The organism is Kibdelosporangium aridum, assembly GCF_900176515.1.
GTDB classification, from domain to species: domain Bacteria; phylum Actinomycetota; class Actinomycetes; order Mycobacteriales; family Pseudonocardiaceae; genus Kibdelosporangium; species Kibdelosporangium aridum.
The window spans coordinates 90,919-113,567 of the sequence record NZ_FWXV01000007.1; the positions used below are offsets into that span (position 1 = coordinate 90,919).

General features: G+C 65.7%; 20 protein-coding genes and 2 pseudogenes. 8 read left to right on the forward strand and 14 right to left on the reverse strand.

Annotated elements, in window-relative coordinates:
- Nucleotides 1–55 precede the first annotated feature (55 nt).
- Nucleotides 56–931 carry an alpha/beta fold hydrolase gene (locus B9C43_RS33945; RefSeq protein ID WP_143446793.1) on the reverse strand — a complete coding sequence of 292 codons (876 nt, stop codon included), beginning with the start codon at nt 929–931 and terminating at the stop codon, nt 56–58.
- Between the two features lie 75 nt (nt 932–1,006).
- Here B9C43_RS33945 and B9C43_RS33950 point away from each other — a divergent pair, with 75 nt between their 5' ends.
- Nucleotides 1,007–1,972 carry a pirin family protein gene (locus B9C43_RS33950; RefSeq protein WP_084430880.1) on the forward strand — a complete coding sequence of 322 codons (966 nt, stop codon included), beginning with the start codon at nt 1,007–1,009 and terminating at the stop codon, nt 1,970–1,972.
- Between the two features lies 1 nt (nt 1,973).
- Here the strand turns inward: B9C43_RS33950 and B9C43_RS33955 are convergent, their stop codons facing one another.
- Nucleotides 1,974–2,948: a trypsin-like serine peptidase gene (locus B9C43_RS33955; RefSeq protein ID WP_143446794.1), complete on the reverse strand. Its 975-nt coding sequence runs from the start codon at nt 2,946–2,948 to the stop codon at nt 1,974–1,976.
- Nucleotides 2,949–2,983: 35 nt separating this feature from the next.
- Complete coding sequence (locus B9C43_RS57750; protein WP_200825816.1) at nt 2,984–3,658, reverse strand: CPBP family intramembrane glutamic endopeptidase; 675 nt, start codon at nt 3,656–3,658, stop codon at nt 2,984–2,986.
- A gap of 250 nt (nt 3,659–3,908) precedes the next feature.
- Here B9C43_RS57750 and B9C43_RS33965 point away from each other — a divergent pair.
- Nucleotides 3,909–5,609 (forward strand): annotated as a pseudogene (locus B9C43_RS33965) (glycoside hydrolase family 2 protein); the annotation flags it as partial.
- A gap of 30 nt (nt 5,610–5,639) precedes the next feature.
- Here the strand turns inward: B9C43_RS33965 and B9C43_RS33970 are convergent.
- Complete coding sequence (locus tag B9C43_RS33970; RefSeq protein ID WP_033394161.1) at nt 5,640–5,984, reverse strand: LapA family protein; 345 nt, start codon at nt 5,982–5,984, stop codon at nt 5,640–5,642.
- Nucleotides 5,985–6,028: 44 nt separating this feature from the next.
- A complete protein-coding gene (locus B9C43_RS33975) occupies nt 6,029–7,378 on the reverse strand; it encodes a pyridoxal phosphate-dependent decarboxylase family protein (protein ID WP_084430882.1) in 1,350 nt (449 codons plus the stop codon).
- A gap of 469 nt (nt 7,379–7,847) precedes the next feature.
- Here B9C43_RS33975 and B9C43_RS33980 point away from each other — a divergent pair, with 469 nt between their 5' ends.
- Entirely contained in the window at nt 7,848–8,993 is a 1,146-nt protein-coding gene (locus B9C43_RS33980) for an HNH endonuclease signature motif containing protein (protein WP_084430883.1), read from the forward strand.
- Nucleotides 8,994–9,333: 340 nt separating this feature from the next.
- Here the strand turns inward: B9C43_RS33980 and B9C43_RS33985 are convergent, their stop codons facing one another.
- Together B9C43_RS33985 and B9C43_RS33990 are read right to left on the reverse strand one after the other, a co-directional pair.
- Nucleotides 9,334–10,761: an ATP-binding protein gene (locus B9C43_RS33985; RefSeq protein ID WP_084430884.1), complete on the reverse strand. Its 1,428-nt coding sequence runs from the start codon at nt 10,759–10,761 to the stop codon at nt 9,334–9,336.
- Nucleotide 10,762: 1 nt separating this feature from the next.
- Nucleotides 10,763–12,457: an FAD-dependent oxidoreductase gene (locus tag B9C43_RS33990; RefSeq protein WP_084431183.1), complete on the reverse strand. Its 1,695-nt coding sequence runs from the start codon at nt 12,455–12,457 to the stop codon at nt 10,763–10,765.
- A 57-nt stretch (nt 12,458–12,514) separates the two neighbouring features.
- Here B9C43_RS33990 and B9C43_RS33995 point away from each other — a divergent pair, with 57 nt between their 5' ends.
- Entirely contained in the window at nt 12,515–12,790 is a 276-nt protein-coding gene (locus B9C43_RS33995; protein WP_084430885.1) for a UBP-type zinc finger domain-containing protein, read from the forward strand.
- On the opposite strand, the gene B9C43_RS55905 is transcribed toward B9C43_RS33995, so the two are convergent.
- The gene (locus tag B9C43_RS55905) at nt 12,674–13,213 is read right to left on the reverse strand and encodes a hypothetical protein (protein ID WP_143446795.1); all 540 of its coding nucleotides are present in this window, start codon (nt 13,211–13,213) and stop codon (nt 12,674–12,676) included. The two genes, B9C43_RS33995 and B9C43_RS55905, sit on opposite strands and share 117 nt — an antisense overlap.
- Nucleotides 13,214–13,342: 129 nt before the next feature.
- On the opposite strand from B9C43_RS55905, the gene ykgO reads away from it, so the two are divergent.
- Nucleotides 13,343–13,465: a type B 50S ribosomal protein L36 gene (gene ykgO, locus B9C43_RS34005; protein WP_033393263.1), complete on the forward strand. Its 123-nt coding sequence runs from the start codon at nt 13,343–13,345 to the stop codon at nt 13,463–13,465.
- A gap of 45 nt (nt 13,466–13,510) precedes the next feature.
- Here the strand turns inward: ykgO and B9C43_RS34010 are convergent, their stop codons facing one another.
- Nucleotides 13,511–13,903 (reverse strand): NUDIX hydrolase, encoded by a 393-nt coding sequence (locus B9C43_RS34010; protein ID WP_084430887.1) that lies wholly within the window; start codon nt 13,901–13,903, stop codon nt 13,511–13,513.
- 270 nt (nt 13,904–14,173) lie between these two features.
- Here B9C43_RS34010 and B9C43_RS34015 point away from each other — a divergent pair, with 270 nt between their 5' ends.
- Nucleotides 14,174–17,419: an EAL domain-containing protein gene (locus B9C43_RS34015; protein WP_160096867.1), complete on the forward strand. Its 3,246-nt coding sequence runs from the start codon at nt 14,174–14,176 to the stop codon at nt 17,417–17,419.
- On the opposite strand, the gene B9C43_RS58830 is transcribed toward B9C43_RS34015, so the two are convergent.
- The 4 genes and pseudogenes from B9C43_RS58830 to B9C43_RS56955 all read right to left on the reverse strand — a co-directional run bounded on the left by B9C43_RS58830 (nt 17,409) and on the right by B9C43_RS56955 (nt 20,259).
- Nucleotides 17,409–17,798 carry a proton-conducting transporter transmembrane domain-containing protein gene (locus B9C43_RS58830; RefSeq protein WP_235039017.1) on the reverse strand — a complete coding sequence of 130 codons (390 nt, stop codon included), beginning with the start codon at nt 17,796–17,798 and terminating at the stop codon, nt 17,409–17,411. The two genes, B9C43_RS34015 and B9C43_RS58830, sit on opposite strands and share 11 nt — an antisense overlap.
- A 13-nt stretch (nt 17,799–17,811) precedes the next feature.
- Nucleotides 17,812–18,063: pseudogene (locus tag B9C43_RS58835) on the reverse strand (proton-conducting transporter transmembrane domain-containing protein); the annotation flags it as partial.
- Entirely contained in the window at nt 18,032–19,879 is a 1,848-nt protein-coding gene (locus B9C43_RS34025) for a S9 family peptidase (RefSeq protein ID WP_084430889.1), read from the reverse strand. The pseudogene B9C43_RS58835 and the gene B9C43_RS34025, both read right to left, overlap by 32 nt.
- Nucleotides 19,876–20,259 carry a Na-translocating system protein MpsC family protein gene (locus tag B9C43_RS56955; protein ID WP_160096869.1) on the reverse strand — a complete coding sequence of 128 codons (384 nt, stop codon included), beginning with the start codon at nt 20,257–20,259 and terminating at the stop codon, nt 19,876–19,878. The genes B9C43_RS34025 and B9C43_RS56955 overlap by 4 nt, the downstream gene beginning before the upstream one ends.
- Nucleotides 20,260–20,437: 178 nt before the next feature.
- Between B9C43_RS56955 and B9C43_RS34035 the strand changes: the two genes are divergently transcribed.
- Both B9C43_RS34035 and B9C43_RS34040 read left to right on the forward strand, forming a co-directional pair.
- Complete coding sequence (locus tag B9C43_RS34035) at nt 20,438–21,046, forward strand: cysteine dioxygenase (protein WP_084430890.1); 609 nt, start codon at nt 20,438–20,440, stop codon at nt 21,044–21,046.
- A complete protein-coding gene (locus tag B9C43_RS34040; protein ID WP_033393275.1) occupies nt 21,043–21,441 on the forward strand; it encodes a rhodanese-like domain-containing protein in 399 nt (132 codons plus the stop codon). Before B9C43_RS34035 ends, B9C43_RS34040 begins: the two co-directional genes overlap by 4 nt.
- A 53-nt stretch (nt 21,442–21,494) precedes the next feature.
- On the opposite strand, the gene dgoD is transcribed toward B9C43_RS34040, so the two are convergent.
- Nucleotides 21,495–22,643, reverse strand: coding sequence for a galactonate dehydratase (dgoD, locus tag B9C43_RS34045; RefSeq protein WP_033393276.1), 1,149 nt, complete (start codon nt 22,641–22,643; stop codon nt 21,495–21,497).
- Between the last annotated feature and the right edge of the window lie 6 nt (nt 22,644–22,649).

Genomic DNA, 22,649 nt, shown 5'->3' on the forward strand with positions numbered 1-22,649 from the left:
GACTAGCTGGTCCATTCAGCCTGCCGGGCAAAAAATGGACCGGCAAGTCCAATCGTCAGCGGAGGAACGCCAGCAGGTCGCGGGCCAGCTGATCGGGGTTCTCCTCGGCGACGTGATGGCCGGAGTCGATGCCGTGCCCGACGATGTGCGGGCACCACGGTTTCCAGACTTCCAAGGGATCGCCGTACAGCTGTTCCATGTCGTCCCGCAGCGACCACAACATCATCGCGGGACACGTGATCTGCTTGCCGACGGCGCGGTCCGCCTCGTCGTTGATGCGGTCGATGCCCAGGTTGGCCCGGTAGTCCTCGACCATCGCGTGCACCGTCGCCGGATCCCGGATCGCGGCGAGGAAGTCGGCGTGGTTCTCCGGTCCGAGGCGGTCGGGCGAGTTCACCGTCCAGGCGTTGTACCAGGTCTCCGGGTCCGCGGTGATCACGCGCTCGGCCGGTTTGGCGGTCTGTCCGAAGAAGAACCAGTGCCACCACTCCTTGGCGAACCCGGCGTCGCATCGTTCGAGCGCCTCGGCGGTCGGGACGACGTCGATCACGACCAGCTTGGTCACCACATCCGGGTGGTCGAGCGCGGCCCGGTAGGCCACATAGGCGCCACGGTCGTGCCCGACGACAGCGAATCGCTGGTGGCCGAGTTCGCGCATGATCGCCACGATGTCCTCGGCCATCGCGCGTTTCGAGTACGGCGCATGGTCATCGGCGCTGGCAGGCTTGTCCGACTGACCGTATCCACGCAGGTCAGGGCAGACAACGTAGTGATCATTGGCCAACTGCGGAGCGACGCGGTGCCACGTCGTATGAGTCCTCGGATGTCCGTGCAGCAGCACGACAGGCGTTCCCGAACCGCCGTGGCGGACCCGCAGCCGCGCCCCAGCACCCTCGATCAAGTCCAGCTCGAACCCGGCGAATATCCCCATGACGACTGACTACCCACGGCTCTCCCGGCCGAATCGTGGTAAGTTGAATGCTCAACAACTTGTGAGGAGCCCGTCATGCCGGCCGTAACCGCGGACACCTTGACCTTGCCGCGAATCGCGGTGCCTGACGCCGCCTCGGCGGTTCAGCGGCCGGTGCGCGCGGTGACGACCGCACCGAGCGGGTTCGAGGGCGAGGGCTTCCCGGTGCGGCGGGCGTTCGCTGGGGTCAGCGCGGCCGAGTTGGATCCGTTCATCCACATGGACCAGATGGGTGAGGTGGAGTACGCGCCCGGCGAACCGAAGGGCACGGCGTGGCACCCGCACCGCGGGTTCGAGACGGTCACGTACATCATCGACGGCGTTTTCGAGCACGCCGACTCGCACGGCGGTGGTGGCACGATCACCAACGGCGACACGCAGTGGATGACCGCCGGCAGCGGAATCCTGCACATCGAAAAGCCGCCGGAGCACCTGGTGATGTCCGGCGGCCTGTTCCACGGCATCCAGCTGTGGGTGAACCTGCCCGGCGCCAACAAGTTCAACCCGCCGCGCTACCAGGACATCCGCGCCAAACAAGCCAGCCTGCTGTCCTCAGCGGACGGTGGCGCGCTGCTGCGCGTGATCGCCGGTGATGTCGCCGGACACCCCGGCCCCGGTTCGACGTTCACGCCGATCACGTTGATCCACGCGACCATCAGCCCACGCGCGGAACTGCAACTGCCGTGGCGCGCCGACTTCAACGCCCTGGCTTACGTCCTGTCCGGCAACGGAACGGTCGGCACCGAGGGCCGTCCAGTCCGGAAAGGACAGTTGGCCGTGTTCGGCAAGGGTGATGTGCTCACGCTGAAAGGCGCGACGAACCAGCCTGCCGCCGAGCCGAACCTGGACGTACTGCTGCTCGGCGGCCTGCCGATCCGGGAGCCGGTCGTGCAGTACGGCCCGTTCGTGATGAACACCCGCGAGGAGATCCTCCAAGCGTTGCAGGACTTCCAGTCCGGCCGCTTCGGGGTCATCCCTGGCGAGCACATCCCGCACACGTGAGTCAGCCCAACAACGCCCTGGCGTAGAGCGGCCGCGTGATCTTCTTGGTGAACTGCGGGCCGACCAAGTGCCGGGTGCACTGTCCTGCAACGGGTTCGTCGCAGTGCTTCCCGGTGTTGTCGATGTAGGAGCTCTGCGCGTTCACACCGACCACGACGCCGAGTCCGACGGGCTCGGCGAAGTGCGCGATCCGTGGCCCACCACTGGAACCACCACCCATCTGACACGCGACGCCCCAGAGGTCATCCGGCGGAAACCCAGGATAACCAGGCGATTTGACGGCTGTGCCCCAGCACCGGGCCAGCCGCATGCCGATGAACTCCGGCCTGCCCTTCAAGCCCGGCGCCGCCGTCGCACGCGGGTAGCCGAACTGCTGCACAGCCTGGTCAGGGCGTTGGTCGAACGCAATACCCTGCGGCACACCGGGGACGTGCTCACTGAGCACCAGAAACGCCTGGTCATAGTCGGATTTCTGGTCGTCGGCGACCCACTGGCTGTGCACCACGACAGACCTGACCGGGAACGAGCCGAACGGCATGGTGTTGTCCCGGAAACCGGGCACGAACAGCAGTTTCGTCGTCCACTGCGGGTCATTGCCGATCAGGTCGAACCCGTGCACGCAGTGTCCGGCCGTCACCGCGACCGAGCGGCCCGCGCTGGGCACGACGGTGGCCGTGCAACTGCTGTCATCGCCGTCCCGGTCGACGAAGAAGAGCCTGCCGATCGACTTGTCCGCGGCGGTTGCCTGCCGGAAACCCGCCCCAGCAGGGCTTTCTTGCAGTGGATCGGTGTTCGGCGGATCGGACTCCATCTTGCCGATCCGCTCTGCCGTCCAGTAGTCCTTGACGGCTTTCTGCTCGTCCGGGCTTACCGCGAGGGTGTGCACGACTGCGTCCGATGTGGAGGCCCAACCCGGCGTTCCGAGGCCCAGAACGGCGGCGAAAGCCAAGCCGCACACGATCGTTGTTCTGATCATGGCGGACAGCCTGGCAGTCCGATGTCAGGAAGTTGTCAGGAATTGGCGCCGTGATAGACGAACTGGCCGAGCCCGACGGTGAAGATCAACACACCGTAGAGCCCGTGCTCGATGGACACCGCGAGCAACGACCGGCTGCGGGCGTACCGCGAAGCGAAGAGCAGACCACCCACCGTGGTCGCGACCACGGCGAACCAGTTGCCGAAGATGATGTGGGCGAACCCGAACGCGGCCGCGCTGGCGATGATCATGCCGGTGCCGGTACCGAACACCGCGGCGTAGCGGTGGAACATGAAAGCCCGGAAGATCAGCTCCTGCGGGTACACGCTGAGCAGCGGATAACCGATGGCGATGGCCAGCCACAGCCACGGGTTGCTGGCAGGCAGGCCGAACAGGTCGTCGGGCAGCAGAATCGCCACGGCGACCACGGCTACCACGGCCGCGACCGCCCACAGACCGAGCATCGGCCGCAGTTGGCCGCGTACCGCCTCGGAACGCAGGAAGTCCTTGCGGTCAAAGCTCTTCTGCCGGACCAGGTACACCACGGACCCGACGCCGAGCGCGACGAGGAACGGAATCGGGCTGACGCCTTGGGCAAACGCGGCGAAGGCCGCGATCGTGCCGAAGAACAGCACAACGAACTCGGCGAGGAGATACGCCCTCCGCCGGTTGGTGATCTCGGCACCTAGCGCCACTGTCTGCACAGCCACGATCCCAAGCTACGAACATCCCGCTGACGATCTTCTCAGCCACGGCCACATCCCCCTCCCGACACGATGAAATCCCCGCTCCAGCACACCGAAATACCCGTTCCGGCACCATGAAATCTCCGCCTGACCTGGGCGAGGAATCTCGGTGTGCCGGAAAGTGCGACTCGCGGTGCCGGAGTGGTGGACACGACGTGCGGGAGGGGTGGACACGGTGTGCCGGAGTGGTCGGCACGCGGTAGCTTCGAGGGTGATGGACTGGACAATGGCCGACCTCAAACTGACCACGCCATGGACCCGCTCGGTCTCCCCCACCAGCGCGCTGCCCGAATATCCCAGACCACAGCTGGTCCGGGCGGACTGGCTGAACCTCAACGGAGTGTGGGAGTTCACAGCCGCCAAGCCCGACGAGCAGCCGCCGTTCGGCGAGACGCTGCCCGAGCGAATCCTCGTCCCCTTTCCCATTGAGTCCGCTTTGTCCGGTATTGCCCGGCATGAGGACTACATGTGGTACCGGCGCACCTTCGACGTCCCGTCCGGCTGGAACGACCGGGTCCTGCTGCATTTCGGGGCCGTGGACTACCGGGCTACCGTGTACGTCAACGGCCAGGAAGTCGGCTCGCACCAAGGCGGTTACGGGTCCTTCTCATTCGACATCACCGATGCGCTGCGCACGGACGCCCCGCAGGAGCTGATCGTCGGGGTCGAGGACCGGGCTGACGCCACCTGGCAGCCAGTCGGCAAACAGCGGCTCGTTCCCGACCGCGACATCTTCTACGAGGGCGCGTCCGGCATCTGGCAGACCGTGTGGCTGGAACCCGTGCCCGAAACGTACATCGTCTCGCTGGACATGGTTCCCTCACTGGACAGGGAATCGCTCACGCTGACCGCCCACATCGCCGGACCGGACACGTCCTTCGAAGTGGTCGTGCGGGACGGCGATTCCCTGGTCAGCCACAAGAGCGGCGCCTCAACCGTGGAAGTCCCCGTTCCCCAGCCCAGGCTGTGGTCGCCGGATTCCCCGTTCCTGTACGACCTCGAAGTCGTGCTGCCGCAAGGCGATCGAGTCACGTCCTACTTCGGCATGCGCGAGTTCGGCATGAAGCCGGACGAGCAGGGGCGGCTGCGGTTCACCCTGAACGGCGAGCCGCTGTTCCTTCTGTCCACATTGGACCAGGGATACTGGCCGGACGGGATCTACACCGCACCGACCGACGAAGCACTGCGGTTCGACCTGGAACAGCACAAGGTTCTCGGTTTCAACACAGTTCGCAAGCACATCAAGACCGAGCCGGACCGCTGGTACAACCACGCCGACCGGTTGGGCCTGCTGGTCTGGCAGGACATGCCGTCGACCAAGCTGGGCCGTCCGCCTGCCGACGCGCAGCGCCAGTTCGAGGCCGAGCTGCGTGAACTGGTCTCGCAGAAGAAGAACTGGACGTCGATCGTCGGGTGGATCCCCTTCAACGAGGGCTGGGGCGAGTGGTCACTGGAAGACACCGGCCGCATCGCCGACGAGGTGAAAGCGCTCGACCCGACACGCATCGTCAACGCGCACAGCGGCTACAACCTCACCGACTCGTTCGGCGATTCGGGCCACGGTGACGTGATCGACCTGCACGAGTACGTCGGCCCGGCCAAGCCTGTGCCCGACTCGACCAGGATCGCCATCGACGGCGAACACGGCGGCCTCGGGCTCGAGGTCGAAGGTCACATGTGGTTCGACGACGGCCACGCGTACGAGATGACCCCGGACATCACGACGCTGACCAAGCGCTACGTCGAGAACCAGCGGGACGTGCTCGAAGTGGCGCTGGCCAACAGCCTCAGCGGTTCGATCTACACCCAGATCACCGACGTGGAGCACGAGGTGAACGGGTTTTTCACCTACGACCGGCGAGTGGCCAAAATGGATTTCCAAGAGGTGCGTGCGGTCAACGACCAGATCATCCGCGAATGCGGCTGATCAGCCGCTGCGCACCGGCTAGGGCTTGCCCGCGCGTCGCACGCGCCGTCGCAGCTGCAGAATGCGGGCCGCACCGACCAGGGCGACGAGCAGCGCGCCACAGATCGCGGCGAAGAGCAACGCGACGCCTAGGGGCAGCTGGCCGGACATGCCGAGGAAGCTGACGGTGACCGACTCCAGGTTCGCCAGGATGAAGATCAGCAGGAAGACCAGGAGAATCGTGGCGACGATGACCGCGATCCACGTCCCGCTGGTGCGGGTCGCGCTGGTCACCGAACCGCTGGCGTCCTTGGCCGCAGTGGTGTCCTTCGGCGGTTCCTGGACCGGGATCTCGTCGGTCGGCGGGGTTTCGGGGTTCGTCATAGCCGGAATCATCCCGCTTGACCGAACTGATCGCAGGTCGTACCTCACCCGTTCGGGCTAGCCACCAGATCGATCACCCTGCCGTGCAGGGTGTCCAGATAAAGCTCGGACTCCGGCTTCATCAACACACTGCGCAGCACCCTGGCCCGGTCGGCATCGGCGCCGACCGCGGGGTGCCGCCTGGTGAAATCCTCCCGGCCGACGGACAGCACGCTGAGGAACACCGGCTCGACCTCCGCGGACATCCCCGCGTGCAGGACGCGCTGCGAGGTCGCGTCGATCTCGCTCATGGTCCCAGCGGTACCGAAGTAACTGACGATGTCCAACTCAGGCCGTTGGTACAAGGTCAGCTCGGCGCTGGCATCGATCGTGTCGGCCCACCGCACAGCGGCCCGCCGACCGGCCGCGAGCACGGCACCCAGACCGTCCACAGTGGGCGGAATGAGCTGGAACGTCAGCCACAACGCGGCGGCCGACGCACCCGACCGAGAGCACTCCAGACTGATCTCACCCAGGTGCAAGTCATCAGAGGTGAAGTAGGTGTAGGGCGAATCATGCGCGTAGAACCGGCCCACCCCGGGATCACGGAACAAGACCGCGCCGCACCCGTAAGGCTGCAGACCGTGCTTGTGCGGGTCGACGACGATGGAGTCACAATCCTTGATCGCTTGCCACGGCCGCGGATCGAGGTCGTCGACCAGGATGAAGAAACCACCGTAGGCCGCATCGACGTGCACCCTTGTTCCATACTCGCGAGCGATCGGGAGAATCTCATGCACGGGGTCGATGGCACCGAGGCCGGTCGTGCCCGCCGTGACGACGACGGTGCCGATCTTCCCGGTTGCCAAGACCTTCCTGAGGTCGTCGAGATCCATCCGCCCGGCGCTGTCGACCTTGACCTTGGTGCCTTCGATGCCCAGGACACCGCACATCCGGCCGTGGGTGTAATGACTGTCCACGCTGAACGCGACGCCCTTGCCGGGGTGCAGTTCCCTTGCGACGTAAAGGGCTTCCAGGTTGGCGATGGTGCCGCTGGAGGTCAGATGGCCGAGATGCTCGCCGTAGCCGAACATCGTGGCGAGCTGCTTGACGACCTCGCGCTCCATTTTCGCGGTGGCCGGGCCGCCGTCGAGGGCATGGTTGTTCGGGTTGATGAGCATGGCGGCTACGTAGCCTGCGATCGCCGCGGGGTGTGGGGGTTTGAGCATCTGGCCCGCGTAACGGGGGTGGAAGAAGGGGTAGTTGTTCGTGAGGCGGGCGGAGAGGGTGTCCAGCGCTGCTTCCAGTTGGGCTTCGCTGACGTGCAGCGATGGGTGGTCTGGGAGGTCGCCGAACTGCTCGACCCACTTGCGATGGTTGTCGAGTACGTGGTTCAGCGCGCGTCGCAGGTCCATCCCGACTCCTAGCTCGTTTGGGCCCGAACTATACCGAGGGTGTGGAGGTGGCTCAACCTCAGCTGCTTGATCTTGTCTCTTGCCTTTGGCTTTGGCTTCCAGCTGGGTCCTTTTTGCCCGCTTTGGTTTCAGCTCGGTTTCCGTTTGCTTCGGTTTCCAGCTTGGCTGCCCGGTGTCCTTCGACTTCAGTTTCCAGCCGGGTTCTTTTGCTTTGGCTTTTATTTTGGGGTTTTGTGCCCGCCACGGCTCGATTTGACTTGGGGCCCCTGCGGCGCGCTCGGGGAGGAAGCCGGGGAGTCCCCCTTCGTTCCGCATCATTTATCCTTCGTGGCGCGAGGGGCCTCCCCGCACCGGACAGTTTAAGCGCGCCGCTACCCCAAGTAAAATCGAGCCTTCGCTCGGGGATGGGTTGCTTTTCTTTTTGCGGTTTCCTCCTGCTTCGTCACGCCGTTTCTGATACACTGGACGTATGTTCGAAACGCGCTCCCTGGATCGCGAGCAAGTCCTTTCCCGACTTGCCCGCAACGCCCGGGTACGCGCTTCACTGGACGCCGAAGACGCTTGCCTGCTGGCGCGGTTCGCGGAATTGTCACCACCCAACCGAGACGGTATCCGCGTTGCGGACGGCGCCGCCGAGGAGATCTCTATCGAGACCCGGGTGAGCCCGCGGGTGGCGTTGGCGAAACTTTTGCAGGCTCAGGAGATGGTCAACCGGTTGCCTGCCACCTTGGCCGCGCTGCAAGCCGGGGACATCGACGCTGACCGTGCCGCCACCATGACCAAACAAACCACCGTCTTGTCCGATGACCAGGCGCGGTGGGTGGAACAGCGGGTGTTGGAGCGTGGGCCGAGGGCCGATCACTCCCGGTTTCGGCGTGCCGTGCGTGACACCGTCACCCGCGCCGACGTCACAGCTGCCGACCAACGACGCCAACACGCCCGCGAGCAAGAACGCGGCATCACCATGGTCGACCTGCCCGACGGCCTGGCCCAACTCAAGATCACCCTGGACGCCGCCGAAGCGGTCACCGCGTTCAACCAGATCGACGCCCTCGCCAAGCAGCGCAAAACCAAGAAGCGGTCGCTGAAGCAGTGCCGGGCGGATGTGTTCATGGACCTGGTGGCGGGCAAGAACATCAAGCGTCCGGTCATCGCCACCAACGTGATGGTCCCGATGACCACGTTGATGGGCGTGAACAACCAGCCTGGTGAGCTATCCGGGTATGGCGCGATCACCGCAGACCATGCCCGCGAACTAGCCCGCGACAGCACCTGGCGCCGCATCCTCACCGACCCCGCAGGCCACGTCCTGGAAGTCAGCCACCACAGGTTCGCGCCACCCTCGCTGAAGCGCCACATCCAACTGCGCGACCGCACCTGTCGACAACCCGGCTGCGAAGAACCCGCCGAGCGCACCGAAATAGATCACACCCAACGCCATACCGACCACGGTGAAACCAGCGTCGCCAACCTCGCCGCCCTGTGCAAGAAACACAACCTACTGAAAGAGCGAAGCGCCTGGAAGATCGAACAACCCCACCCAGGAACACTCACCTTCACCACACCAAGCGGAAAAACCCACACCACACAACCGGAACCCTACGAACTGGAATAAGCGAGCAAAACGGAAAGCCGGGCATGGCGCGAAAAGTGAGCGAAGCGAAAAGTGGGGTATGGGGTGGTGGGCGAAGCGAAGGCTCGATTTTACTTGGGGTAGCGGCGCGCTTAAACTGTCCGGTGCGGGGAGGCCCCACGCGCCACGAAGGATAAATGATGCGGAACGAAGGGGGACTCCCCGGCTTCCTCCCCGAGCGCGCCGCAGGGGCCCCAAGTCAAATCGAGCCGTGGCAGGCACAAAAGGCCGGAATGGAAGCCAAAGCAAAAGAACCCAGCTGAAACCCGAAGCAAAAGGAAACCAAGCCAGAAACCAAAGGACAGCAAGAACCAGCCGGGACCTACTGAGCCTTCAAAGGATTAATAGGAATCCGAACCTGAAAAGTCGTCCGACCAGGCGCAGACTCAACCCGAACATCCCCATGATGCTTATTCACGACAATGCGCCAAGTGATATCCAACCCCAACCCGGTCCCCTCCCCCACAGCCTTCGTCGTGAAGAAAGGCTCAAAGATCCGTTCCTTGATCTCCGGAGCGATCCCACTCCCCGTATCCGACACCTCCACGACAGCGAACCCATCATCCCGGAAAGTCCGAAGGGTCAACGTCCCCCGGCCGTCCATCGCCGCGATGGCGTTGTCGATCAAGTTCGTCCACACCTGGTTCAGCTCAGCCGCGTACGCCGAGATGAGCGGCAAGGACCGGTCGTAGTCCTTCACGACCTCGATCCCGTCGCCGAATTTGGCGTTCAGCATCACCAGTGTCGAGTCGAGTAGGTCGTGCACGTCGACGACCTGGAACGGCGCGCGGTCCATCTGCGAGTACTGCTTCGCCGCACCCACCAAAGTGGACACTCGGGTGGTCGCGTCTTCGATCTCGTTCATCAGCGTCTCGGTCTCGACCGTGTACGCGATCCAGCGGACGGCCGCCTCGGCAGTCGCTTGTGGACATTTCGCGGTCGCCTCGGCCAGCCAGTCGACGTCCAGCCCGCCTGCCACCAAGGTCGGCGCGAGGTCCCAGCTGCCCTGGATCCCCCGCGACTCGAGCCAGTCCGCTACTTCGTCCTCGCGGTCGCTGGCTTCCATCGGCTGCAGTTTCGGGGCCTTGGCGACGCGTTCCACCGCGTCTTCCTGCAGCAGCACCAACGACGGCAGGGTTTTCGGGTCGATTGCTCCGCTGGCGAGCATGGCCAGTTTGTGCCGCATGCCTGCGACGCGTTCACGCAACGCTGCCGTCGCGCGGACGGCCGCTGCCGCTGGGTTGTTGAGTTCGTGGGTCAGGCCCGCGGACAGCGAGCCCAGCGCGAGCAGGCGTTCCCGCTGACTTGTCATCCGCTGGGTGTTCTGCAGGCCGAAGAACAGGCCTTCGAGCAGGTGCATCGCCATCGGGAACCACTCGCGGATGATCGGCCCGAAATCGGCCGCGGGCAGCTGGAACATCGCCGTGTCGGTGATCGAGTGCACCGTCATCTGGTACGTCGTCTTCGACGGGATGTCGGCTTCCAGGTACGACTGGGTCGCGCCGAAGTACGAACCGCGGTGGTCTGTCCGGTTTGTCTCGACGATCTCGCCGCCGATGTTGCGGCTCAACGCCACCGTTCCTTCGAGCAGCACGAAGAAGCACGTCGCATCTTCGCCTTCGGTCAGGATCGGCGTCCCGGCCGTGCGGCGCTCCACGTGGCCGTGCTCGGCCAGCCAACCCAGCTTGGAGTCGTCGAGCCGCTCGAACAGGAACAACCCGCGCAGTTCTTCCGGGGTCAGCTTTTCCATGTCACGACCTCTCCAAGTACCGGTGTACCAGCGTGACGGCCATCGCGCCTTCCCCGACGGCCGACGCCACCCGCTTCACCGAGTCGGAGCGCACGTCACCGGCCACGAACACGCCAGGCAGGCTTGTCTCCAGGTGGTACGGCGGCCGGTCGAGGCCCCAGCCCGCCGGCACCGAGCCGTCGGTGAGCAGGTCCGGTCCGGCCAGCACGAAGCCACGGTCGTCCCGCGCCAATGTCCCGTCCAGCCAGTCCGTCCTTGGCGCGGCGCCGATGAACGCGAAGAGCCAGGAGGCCGGCACTGTCGTGGTCTCGCCGGTCTTGTTGTGCCGCAGGGTCAGGGTTTCCAGGTGGTCGGTCCCGGATCCGCCGATGACCTCGGTGCACGTCAGCACTTCGATGTTGCCGGGACCGGACAGCTGGTCGATCAGGTACCGGGACATCGACCGGTCCAGCGAGTCGCCGCGCACCACGAGCACGACCCGCTTGGCGTGCTTGGCGAAGTACATCGCGGCCTGGCCTGCCGAGTTGGCGCCGCCGACCAGGTAGACGTCCTGGCCCGCGCAGCTCGGACCCTCTGTTGTGGACGCTCCGTAGTACACGCCACGGCCGGTCAGCTCGCCGAGGCCTGGTGCTTCGAGCGTCCGGTACGCGACACCGGTCGCGAGGATGACGGTGTGCGCCGACAGTTCCGTACCGTCGTCGAACCGGACAACGCGGGCCGCTCCCTTGGCTTCGAGCGACACCACCTTCCTGGTGGTCAGCATTTCCACGTCGAACTTCAACGCCTGCCTGCGGGCGCGCTCGGTCAGCTGCTCACCCGACACTCCGTCCGGGAACCCGAGGTAGTTCTCGATCCTGCTGCTCGTACCGGCCTGGCCACCGGCTGCGAGGCGCTCGACCAGCACGGTCCGCAGGCCTTCCGACCCGCCGTAGACGGCCGCGCCCAGCCCGGCAGGCCCCGCACCGATCACGATCAGGTCGTAGAAATCAGTCGAAGGTGTGGTGCTCAGGCCCACGCGCGCGGCCAGCTCCGCGTCGGACGGCCGGGTCAGCGCCTTACCGTCGGGCGTCACCACGACTGGGATGTCCGCTTCGCCGCACTCGCACGCGGAAAGCAGGCGCTGTGCCTCGCTTTCGTTCTGGTCGAGTTCGTACCACCGGAACGGCACCGCGTTGCGTGCCAGGAAGTCGCGCACCTCGTAGGAGCGCGCGGACCAACGGTGCCCGATGACTTTGACCTGCCGCACGGGCTGACGGTCTGACGCCTCCCAGGACGCGAGCAGGTCGTCGAGTACCGGGTAGAGCTTCTCCTCCGGCGGATCCCATGGCTTGAGCAGGTAGTGGTCCAGGTCGACGACGTTGATGGCCTGGATCGCGGCGTCGGTGTCGGCGTACGCGGTCAGCAGCACGCGCTTGGCCACCGGGAAGAGGTCCATCGCCTCTTCGAGGAACTCGATCCCGCTCTTGCCCGGCATCCGGTAGTCCGCCAGCAGTGCCGCGACCTCCTCGCCGCGCAGTTTGATCTCCCGCAACGCTTCCAGCGCCTGGTCGCCGTTCTCCGCGCGGACGATCCGGTAGTTCTCGCCGTACTGCCTGCGCAGGTCGCGCGCGATCGCCCGGGACACGCTGGGGTCGTCGTCCACTGTCAGGATCGAGGGCCGCGTGGCTCGGGTGTTCTCGGGGACCGCTGTTGTCATGTCCACAGTCAAGCATCAGTTCGCTTTGAGGCGTACCTTCGTGTCGGACAGTCGCCAATGGAGGAGCACGCTGTGAGCGTTTGCCAGGACATCGCCGCCCTCGGTCCTGACCCGGAGCCCCACACCCGTGAGGGTTGTGAGGACTGCCTGGCCGTTGGCGGTACGTGGGTGCACCTGCGTCTGTGTCTGGCCTGTGGGCACGTGGGCTGTTGTGACTCATCGCCCGCGAAGCACGCCAGCAAGCACGCTGCCGAGACCGGGCACCCGGTGATCCGGTCGTTCGAACCGGGCGAGTCGTGGCGCTGGTGCTTCGTGCACGAGACCGCCGCCTGACAAGCTCTCCTGGACCGCTTCGACCGTGTGCGCGTAGTGCGAGCCCAGGTCGTTGAGGGTGCCCCACAACAGATCCAGCGCTTCGCGGTGGGCTACCAGGAGGTTGACCGCCTCACGGGTATAGCCCGCCGCCGAGCATTCCAGGATGACCGCGAGATGGTCGGTGACTCGCAGCCCGGACAGCTCCGACAGCCGGTCGAAGCGGGCTTGACCTGCTGCCGCGTAACACGTCAGGTGCAGGCAGCACGGCGGTTCGCCTTCGGCTTTGTCCAGATAGGACATTGTCTCGGTCAACGGCCCGGCGAGTGCGCCGGGCAGTGATTCGGTGGCAGCACGCAGTGATGGCAGCATCGGGCGGACCGTCCCGGCGGGGTGCGCGAGGATCGCCGATGCCACGAAGTGGGCCAGCTGCAGGGAATCCATGGTGGTCCGTTTCGGGCGCGTTGATCCACTTTGCAGCGGTGCGGATCGGGCGTCAACGGACGCGTTAGCCCTAAGACCGGCGGTGGCTACCTAGGGAATGAATCGACGGCCGCCGTGGTTGTAGCGGACGTGAAGGTCAGGAAGTCGTTGAGGTCGCTGAAGCAGAAGCCGGGCGCTCAGGTTGTCCGGCGTGAGGGCCGGGTGTTCGTTCTCAACAAGAGGGACCCGCGGTTCAAGGCCCGCCAGGGCTGACAGACTGACGAAGGGGCACTGTGGTTCAGTGCCCCTTCCGCCGTTTCAGGGCAAAATCCGCCGAACGTGCTCGGGTAGCTCCCGCTGTGCCGCCTCAGCCGGAGTGAGCCACGCATACTCATCGTGTTCGCCCGGATTCAATACGACATCACCGAAGCTCTCTTCGGCCACATCGAAGATTGTCGCGTTGATGGTCAGCGGTTTGCCGCCGATGTCCGGCCAACTCGACTTGGCCCGCTCACCGGCAACCCGTACCTTCAGACCGGTCTCCTCGGCGATCTCCCGAATCACTGTTTTCTCGGGCAGCTCGCCTTTTTCGACCGTCCCGCCCGGCAGCTCCCACCGTCCGCCGAGGAACGCGCCAGGGTCGCGCCGGATGAACAGGACCCTGCCGGCACGCGTGATCCAGCCGTACGCCAGGTTCTTCTCGGCAGTCATGCCGGCAGCCTAGGCCAAGAACACGATGCTCCATGTCGTGATCATCGGATGTCTTTCGAACTGATCACGGTTTTACATTTCCGGCTGTACCGTTCGTCCCCCTCGCACATATTGATGGTTGCGTTACGGAATAGCACGGCAGATGATTGCCGCGCACAGGTGACAACTGGCGACGTCTGGGTGGTGGCCCTGCCGATGTATGCGCCGGCCGACAGGCACGGAAGCACTAGGAGACGTTGGCGGATTTGGCATAAGCTGGCGATTATCGGCGTGGCGTTCACCGCGCTGCTCGCGGGTGCGACTTATCTGTTGCTGGACGCGAACTCGCGGCGGATTGAGCTGACCGACAACGAACTGCGCGGCCTGGAATATCTGGGACCGCTCACCACTCTGTTGCCGGACCTGGCAGCGCACAAAACGTACGTCCGTCAGGTTGCCGCGGGTGTCCGGCCGGCAGCGGACTTGAAGCCGCTCCAGGACCGGATCGACTCCGGGTACGCCGCACTGGCCGAAGTGGACGGCCGGCTGAGGGACGACCTGAGGACCACCGGCGCGGACCTCAACGCCAGCGCGTTGCCTGCGACACAGATACAGAACTGGCAAACCGTCCAGTCCGGGAAATACGACAAAGCGGGCACCGACGCCGCGCACGCGATGCTGATCGGCGACGTCCGCACACTGATCGGGTACGTCGGCGCCACGTCCAACCTGGTCCTCGATCCGGAGCTGGGCACGTACCACCTGGCCGACGCCATGGTGGTGTGCTCGCCTGAGCTGGTCATCCGGATCAGCAGGCTGGGCAACACTGTCGATGACTTGCTGACGACTGGCCGGATTTCCCTGCCCGACCGGACCAAGGTCGCCGGTGACGTGGCGATGCTGATGCGGCACGCGGACGTGCTGCAGGACAACCTCTTCACCGCCTTCCGCGCCACTGGCAACACTGCTGAGGGGCGCGCGATGCGGGATGCGCTTGCGCCGCAGTTACGCACCGCGTACCTGGCGGTAACCGACCTGGCCACGATGACCACCCGCGACTTCGTCGAGGCGACGACCGTCCGAGTCGACCGGACGGCGTACGCCCGTGCCGTGGACGACGCGGCGGCCACGATGGCGACGCTTTGGGCGACGATCATGGATCGAGAAGCCCTGATGCTGCAGTTCCGGCAGGCCAGTGATGTCGAGGACCGGACGTTCGCGCTGATGGGCGTGCTCGTCGCGTTCGCGATCACGATGGTGCTGACAGTCTGGCTGGCTCGTCGGATGAGTACGGATGTCGGTGCGGTCGCCCGGGGAGCGGCCAGCCTGGCGCAAGGCAACTTGGCGGAACGCGTGCAGGTGCGTAGCCGCGACGAGATCGGTGACATGGCGACAGCGTTCAACGGAATGGCTCAGCGGCTGCAGGAGATGGTCGAGGAGCAGCAGCGCTCGCAGCTGCAACTGAGAAACGAGCACGACTTCGTCGACGCCGTGCTCAACGTGGCGGGCAGCCTGATCGTGGTGTTCGACCGCGGCGGCCGGATCGTGCGGTTCAACCGGACCTGTGAGCTGATCACCGGGTACACGTTCGCCGAGGTGGTGGGCAAGCGGTTCTGGGATCTCTTCCTGCCGGAGGAGGAATGGGCGCCGACCGAGGCGTACTACCGGGACATCAAACCGTCGGACCTGCCCGCGTACTACGAGCACACGTGGATCCGGCGGGATGGTGTCCGGTTCGACGTGTCCTGGTCCAACGGCGCACTCGTCGACGAGGATGGCGAGGTCACGCACGTGATCTCGACCGGTATCGACGTGACCGCGCGCCGGGCCGCCGAACGCGACCTGCGTGACGCCGAGGAACGGTTCCGGCAGGCGTTCGACCACGCGTCCATCGGGATGTGCCTTGTCGGCGAGGGCGCGGTGTTCTTGCAGGTCAACAGGGCGCTCTGCGAGATGCTCGGCCGTACTGAGGCCGAGTTGCTGTCGATGAACGTCGCCGACGTCAGCCACCCGGACGACTTCGCCATCGGCGGCGCGGCCGTCGCGGCGATGAAGGCCGGCAGCAACGAGCCGTTTCACGGCGTCAAGCGGTACTTCCACGCCGACGGCCGGATCGTGTGGGGCCAGGTCACCGTCTCGCCGGTGCGGCCAGCCGGCAACGCGCCCCTCTACCTGGTCACACAGATCGAGGACATCACTGAACGCCGCGAAGCCGAGGCACGCCTGGTGCACCAGGCACTGCACGACTCACTGACCGGCCTGCCCAACCGTGCGCTGCTGATGGACCGGCTCAAGCAGGTCCTCGCGCGTGCTGACCGGCATCCGACGCTGACCGCGGTGATGTTCATCGACCTCGACGGGTTCAAGGACATCAACGACAGCCTCGGCCACGACATCGGTGACCAGGTGCTGCGGGAGATCGCGGCCCGGATCAGCGCACAGGTCCGGCCGTCGGACACCGTCGCCCGGCTCGGTGGCGACGAGTTCGTCGTGCTGTGTTCTGAGCTGGTGTCCGAGCAGAGCGCGGTGGAGATCTCCGAACGGCTGACCGCCGCGGTGGGCAAGCCGGTGGCGCTGCCGGGTTACGAGGTCGAGGTCGAGGTCACCGCGAGCATCGGGATCGCGTTGTCCGACAACAATTCCCTGACGCCCGAGGACATGCTGCGCAACGCCGACGCGGCGATGTACGGCGCGAAGACGCAGGGCAAGAACCGGTGGGAGATCTTCGACGAGACCCGCCGGGCCCGTGCCGTCGACCGGGTCGCCGTCGCGTCGACCTTGCGCCAGGCGTTGCGGGACGACCGGTTCGTGCTGCACTTCCAGCCGGTCATCGAACTGGGCACAGGCAAGGCGGTGGCGGTCGAGTCGCTGGTCCGGCTGGACGACCCGTGCCGCGGGCTGCTGCCGCCCGCCGCGTTCATCCAGGTCGCGGAGGACAGCGGGCTGATCGTGCCGATCGGGACGTACGTACTGGAGGAGGCGTGCCGTCAGCTCGCGGCGTGGCGCGCGTCCGGTGTCGTGCCGCCCGACTTCCGTGCCGCGGTCAACCTCTCGGCGCGTCAGGCCACTCAGCCCGACCTGGCCCGAACCGTGAGCGACGCGTTGTCGCGGGCGAAACTGGAACCGTCGGCGTTGGCCTTGGAGCTCACCGAGACCGTGCTGATGGACGCCGACACCTCGACCCTGCGGCAGTTCGAGGAGCTCAGGGAGATGGGCGTCGGGCTGGGCATCGACGACTTCGGCACCGGGTACTCGTCGCTGAGCTACCTCAAGCGGCTGCCGGTCAGCATCATCAAGGTGGACCGGTCGTTCGTCGCCGGGCTCGTCACCGACCCGTCCGACCGGGAGATCGTCACCGCGGTGATCCGTCTTGGCCAAGCGCTTGGTCTGACGACCATCGCCGAGGGGGTCGAGGACGCCCAGCAGTTCTCGATGCTCCAGGAACTCGGGTGCGACCAGGCGCAGGGCTACCTGCTCGGCCGCCCGCAGGCGCAGCCGCCGCTGATCTCGACCAATGGGGCCACGCTCACGACCTGACCACATCGGTCCGCACGGTGGGCGCGATCCAGCGAAGGTAGTAGAACACGCTGACCACGGTGTTGATCGCGACCACAATGGCCAGCCAGGTGAAGCCACCGTCCACAGCGGCCGTGAACACGGCCAGTTTCCCGACGAACACTGGCATTGGCGGCGTTCCGGCCAGACCAAGCAGACAGACGACGAGCACGATCGCGAGCCATGGTCTGGTCCGGAACAACCCACGGTAGCCGGAAATCGTTGTGGCTTGGGGCAAAGCGCACACGACCGCGAACGCGCCGAGGTTCGTCAGCGCGTACGCCGCCAAGTAGACCAACAGGCCCCGGCGGCCGTGTCCCCTCGGTGACGTCCGGAACCCAGAAGTGCAGTGGTACGCCACCGATTCTGAACAACAGACCGGCGAACACACCGACAAGGCCGATCGCCACGATCACCCCGGACGCGCCGGCGAGTTTGATCTCCGGGTATCCGGTGGCGCCGCCGGCTCCGAAAAGGAGAGTCACATCGGCGAGCATGACGATTCCGGAGAATGCTCCCAGCAGGTAGTACTTCAGTGCCGCTTCGGTACCGACGTCGTCCTTGCCGAATCCGGCGAGTGCGTAGAGCGGGATGCTACCGAGGGGTGAAGCCGAAAACTCGGGCATAGAACGCGATTTCGGCCTCCAGTGACGCCCGGACGTTCTCCGGCCTGCGGAAGCCGTGTGACTCCTTGGCGAACGCCAGGTACGTGTGCTCCACCCCGTGCTCGGACAGCTCACCGATCAGCGCCACCGCCTGACTGGGCGGCACGACCGGGTCGATCAGGCCCTGCAGCAACAACAGTGGGCACGTATCCGAGCTCACGTGCCCGAGTGGTGACCGTTCACGGTACAGCTCGGCGCTCTCCGGCAGCGGCCCGACCAGGGAGTCGAGATAGCCCGCTTCGAAGTCGTGGGTCTGCTCGGCCAGCAGCTTCAAGTCGCTGACACCGAAGTAGGAGACGCCCGCGCTGAACACGGTGCTCCTGGTCGCGGCCACCAGCACGGTCCAGCCACCGGCCGACCCGCCCCTGATCCCCAGCCGTTCCGAGTCGGCGCGGCCTTGGGCAACCAGCGCACGGGCCGCTGTCACGGCGTCGGCAACATCAGTAACGCCCCAGTTGCCCAGCAGCCGATCGCGGTACGCACGGCCGTATCCGCTGGATCCGCCATAGTTCAAGTCCAGCACACCGATGCCGCGGCTGGTGAAGTACGCCTTGCCGACGTCCAAAGCGGACGTCGAATGCCCGGTCGGCCCGCCGTGCACCCACAGCACATACGGCGGCAACTCGCCGTCCGGCGCACGGAAGCGGGGATTCGAAGGCGGGTAAAGGAAGCCGTGCACAACGAGACCGTCGTCGCCCTTGAACTCCACCGCCTCAACCGACGGGAAGTACTCGCCATGCACGACGTCAGCCTCCGCGCGCACCACGTCACAATGGCCGCTGATGAGGTCGATCTTCACCACTGCGGCAGGCAGATCAGGGCTGTAGCCAACGGAAGTGACGGTGTAACCGTCCACACTCAACGTCGTGGCGAACGATGTGTACGGCGTCGCGACGTCGGTCAGCTCGCCGGTTTCCGGGTCGAGAATGCCGAGCCGCAGCGCGCCCCGCCCGTGCAACACGACAAGCCTGCCATCCGGGAGCAATTCGAACGGCCGGCCGCCGAGTTGCCATAGCGGCTCGGTGAACTCCTCCTCGACCGGGTACAGGTCGCGTACTTTCCCTTCGAGATCGACCCGGTGCGGATTCCACCAGCCCGACCGGTCGGAGATCACGTAAAGGCTTTCGCTGTCCCGCCAGATCGGCGCGAACACCGATTCGCCGCCGCCGCCGACCAGCCGCCGGCCGTCGACCCGCAATTCGGCGGAATCCCACGGCATGTCCGGGCGGTTCCAGCAGATCCACGCCAGCGACTCGCCATCCGGCGACGGGGTGGGAAATGCCAGGAAATCCCCGGTGTTGACCAGTTCACGGACAGTGCCGCTGCCGTCGAGCGCGACGGCCACAATCGACCGGACGGGCGGTTCACCGGGAATCTCCCGGACGCACCACACCTCGGAGCCATCAGGGGACATCACGAAGTCCGCGTACCGGCCGGCGTCCTCGGGCGTCAGCGGTATGACTGTGTCGCCCACGAGGTAAAGGCGCTGGTCCTCGTGGTTGGCGAAGACCAGGCCGCCACCGGGGATCGGGAGGTACGACTTGCCGCCGTACTCATGGACCCGGGTGCGCGCCTCGTATCCGGGCGGCAGCACGGCGGTGACCGTTCCATCGGCGGCTCGGTGCATCACCCGGGTTCGGCCGCCACTGTCCGGCGGGATCTCCTGCCACCACACCTCGTCGCCGATCACGTGCGGATAGCCGACACGGATCCGGGCGCTCGCGACGTCGGCCGCGCTCACCGGCGACTCCCACTCCCCGTACGGTGCGACGATCATGAGCCGTCCGTATCCGGGTCGTCGAAGTCACCGAGATCACTGAAGACGAACACCCGCACGGCATACCCCGTGCTGGGGTGGACCTGCGCGAGGTACGCGGAGACCGGGCTGCCGACGATCTCCTCGATCGCCTCGAGGAAGTCCGCCTTGGTGGCTTCGTGCAACGCCTCATGGTGGCTGATCACCGCGTCCTTGTGCCCGCGCTCGCTCAGCACGGCGTCGGCGACAGTGAGGCTGTCCAGCGACAACACCACCAGGCTGATCGGGTCGTCGTCGCTGACCGACACCTTGACGTTGCGCGGACCGCGCCCGTAGAACGATCGCTCAAGGCTGGTGATCTTTTCCGCCACCGCGTTGCGCTGTGCTCTGGTTATCCGCACCTGGCCACCATATAGTGGCCTTTCGGGCTTTGCCGTGGTGAACGCGCCGACATAGGGGTGTGTTTGACGGCGGTAGGAGCTCGAGCGAGATACCAATCCACGCTGGCCTGGAGCGACGGGACCCCCGAGACCCCGGCGGACCAGGACACCGTGGGTTCTTGGCGAAAGGGCTTGTCTCGTGGAGTTCTCCAGCGACGTCGTGCTGCCACCGGGGCAGTTGCGAGAAATCGTCGAATCCATCGCGAAATCGCCGGAAACCTGGCAGTCGAAAGTGCATTTCGATCTGGCCGAAAGGTATTGCCTCCGGCTGCACCGCGACAACGCACATGAAGTGTGGCTGATCTGCTGGGACATCGGCCAGGACACCTTGTTGCACGACCACGGCGGCAGCGTGGGAGCGTTCGCCGTGGCCAAGGGTTCCCTGGTCGAGGACTACGGCAAGATCCACCGAACACGGTTGCGAACCCGCAGGCACAAAGCGGGGAAATCAGTCGGCTTCGGCGCCGACTATCTGCACAACCTGGTGAACGTCAGTATGGAACCAACAGTGTCCATCCACGCGTATTCACCGCCACTGCGGGTTATGAATTTCTATTGCTCACTGCCGTCCGGAACACACCACTTGCGGGCGATCGAGTGTGACACGCCGGAACCCGACACAAGCGCTCTCGAAGCAGAGGCGGCGTCCTTGCGCGTGGCACGACGCATGAGCGAGCTTGCGAGCGAATCATTCAACACAGCGCCGCGCTCATGCGACGCACTCGACCACAGCGGCGAGCGCGCATGAGCGCGATCTCGCGGCTGCTCGAGCAGGCGCGGGAGGTCATCACCCGCTACACACCGGCGCAAGCAGCAGAAGCACTCCGCCACGGCGCGACTCTGGTCGATCTGCGGCCGACCGAGTACCGGTGGCGATTCGGCGAGATACCGGGCGCGGTGGCCGTCTCCCGGCACGTCCTGGAATGGCGCCTTGACGTCACAAGTCCTTGGCACATCAAGGAATTGCGGCATGGCGACATCGAGCAGGAGGTCATCCTGATCTGCAACGAGGGCTACACGTCGAGCCTCGCGGCACATCAGGTGATCTCGCAGGTCGGGCTGGTCAATGTTCGTGACGTCATCGGCGGGTTCGCGGCCTGGAAGGACGCGGGCTTCCCGGTGATGAGAAGGCTGAAGGCCTGAAAGGCCTCGTGGGTGGTCACCGGGGTGCTAGCCCTGGTGACCACCCACGAGCTTCACCACTCGGCGAAGCTGCCGTCGTCATGCCGCCAGACCGGTGAGCGCCAGCGGTGCCCGACCTCCGCGGCCCTGCGCACCTGTTCCTCGTCGATCTCGATGCCCAGGCCTGGACCGGCAGGCCGGACCGCGTAGCCCGAGGTGAACGTGAACGGCGACGGGTCGACGAGGTAGTCCGTGTATTCCGTGCCCACGTTGTAGTGCATGCGCAGGCTCTGTTCCTGGATCAGGAAGTTCGGGGTGGCGAAGGCGACCTGCAGCGCCGCTGCCAGCGAGATCGGCCCCAGTGGACAGTGCGGGGCCAGGTTGGCACCGTAGACCTCGGCGAGTGCGGCGATCCGGCGCAACTCGGAGATACCGCCCGCGTGGGACGGATCCGGCTGCAACACCGACACACCGGCGTCCAGTACGGGCTTGAACTCCCAGCGCGAGTAAAGGCGCTCCCCCAGGGCTATCGGTACGCCGCTGCACGCCACGACCGAAGCCAGCACATCGCCTTGGATCTCCGGGAGAATCGGTTCCTCGACGAAGATCGGCTGCACTTCCTCCAGCATCGGCAGCAACCGCCGGGCCATCGCGGGCGAAACGCGGCCGTGGAAGTCGATGGCGAGATCCCGGTTCGGGCCCAGGACAGACCGTGCCTCGCGGGCGCGGTCCAGCACGGCCTGCGCGTCGGCCGGGGTGGCGATGGCGTCCATCGGCCCGCAGCCGTTCATCTTCACCGCCGTGAAGCCACGTTTCACCTGTCCCGCAACGGCTTCGGCGATCCCGGCCGGCCGGTCCCCGCCGACCCAGGAGTACACGCGCACGCGGTCGCGCACCGGGCCGCCGAGCAGTTCGTGGACGGGCGCGTTCCGATACTTCCCGGCGATGTCCCACAGGGCCTGGTCGAAACCGGCTAACGCACTGGAAAGAATCGGACCGCCACGGTAGAAGCCGCCGCGCCGCAGCACCTGCCAGTGGTCCTCGATCCGCAGCGGGTCCTGGCCGACGACCAGGTCGGCGAGCTCGTGCACGGCCGCGCGCACGCTCTCCGCGCGGCCCTCGACGACCGGCTCACCCCAGCCACTGATCCCCTCGTCCGTGCTGATCTTCAGAAACAGCCAGCGCGGCGCCACCAGGAACGTCTCGACCCCGGTGATCTTCACCAAAAC

Excerpts from the sequence above, each read along its gene's own strand:
- B9C43_RS33945 (WP_143446793.1), bottom strand. The coding sequence starts at position 931 with ATGGGGATATTCGCCGGGTTCGAGCTGGACTTGATCGAGGGTGCTGGG.
- B9C43_RS33950 (WP_084430880.1), top strand. The coding sequence starts at position 1,007 with ATGCCGGCCGTAACCGCGGACACCTTGACCTTGCCGCGAATCGCGGTG.
- B9C43_RS33955 (WP_143446794.1), bottom strand. The coding sequence starts at position 2,948 with ATGATCAGAACAACGATCGTGTGCGGCTTGGCTTTCGCCGCCGTTCTG.
- B9C43_RS33970 (WP_033394161.1), bottom strand. The coding sequence starts at position 5,984 with ATGACGAACCCCGAAACCCCGCCGACCGACGAGATCCCGGTCCAGGAA.
- B9C43_RS33975 (WP_084430882.1), bottom strand. The coding sequence starts at position 7,378 with ATGGACCTGCGACGCGCGCTGAACCACGTACTCGACAACCATCGCAAG.
- B9C43_RS33980 (WP_084430883.1), top strand. The coding sequence starts at position 7,848 with ATGTTCGAAACGCGCTCCCTGGATCGCGAGCAAGTCCTTTCCCGACTT.
- B9C43_RS33985 (WP_084430884.1), bottom strand. The coding sequence starts at position 10,761 with ATGGAAAAGCTGACCCCGGAAGAACTGCGCGGGTTGTTCCTGTTCGAG.
- B9C43_RS33990 (WP_084431183.1), bottom strand. The coding sequence starts at position 12,457 with ATGACAACAGCGGTCCCCGAGAACACCCGAGCCACGCGGCCCTCGATC.
- B9C43_RS33995 (WP_084430885.1), top strand. The coding sequence starts at position 12,515 with ATGGAGGAGCACGCTGTGAGCGTTTGCCAGGACATCGCCGCCCTCGGT.
- B9C43_RS55905 (WP_143446795.1), bottom strand. The coding sequence starts at position 13,213 with ATGGATTCCCTGCAGCTGGCCCACTTCGTGGCATCGGCGATCCTCGCG.
- B9C43_RS34010 (WP_084430887.1), bottom strand. The coding sequence starts at position 13,903 with ATGACTGCCGAGAAGAACCTGGCGTACGGCTGGATCACGCGTGCCGGC.
- B9C43_RS34025 (WP_084430889.1), bottom strand. The coding sequence starts at position 19,879 with ATGATCGTCGCACCGTACGGGGAGTGGGAGTCGCCGGTGAGCGCGGCC.
- B9C43_RS34040 (WP_033393275.1), top strand. The coding sequence starts at position 21,043 with ATGAGCGCGATCTCGCGGCTGCTCGAGCAGGCGCGGGAGGTCATCACC.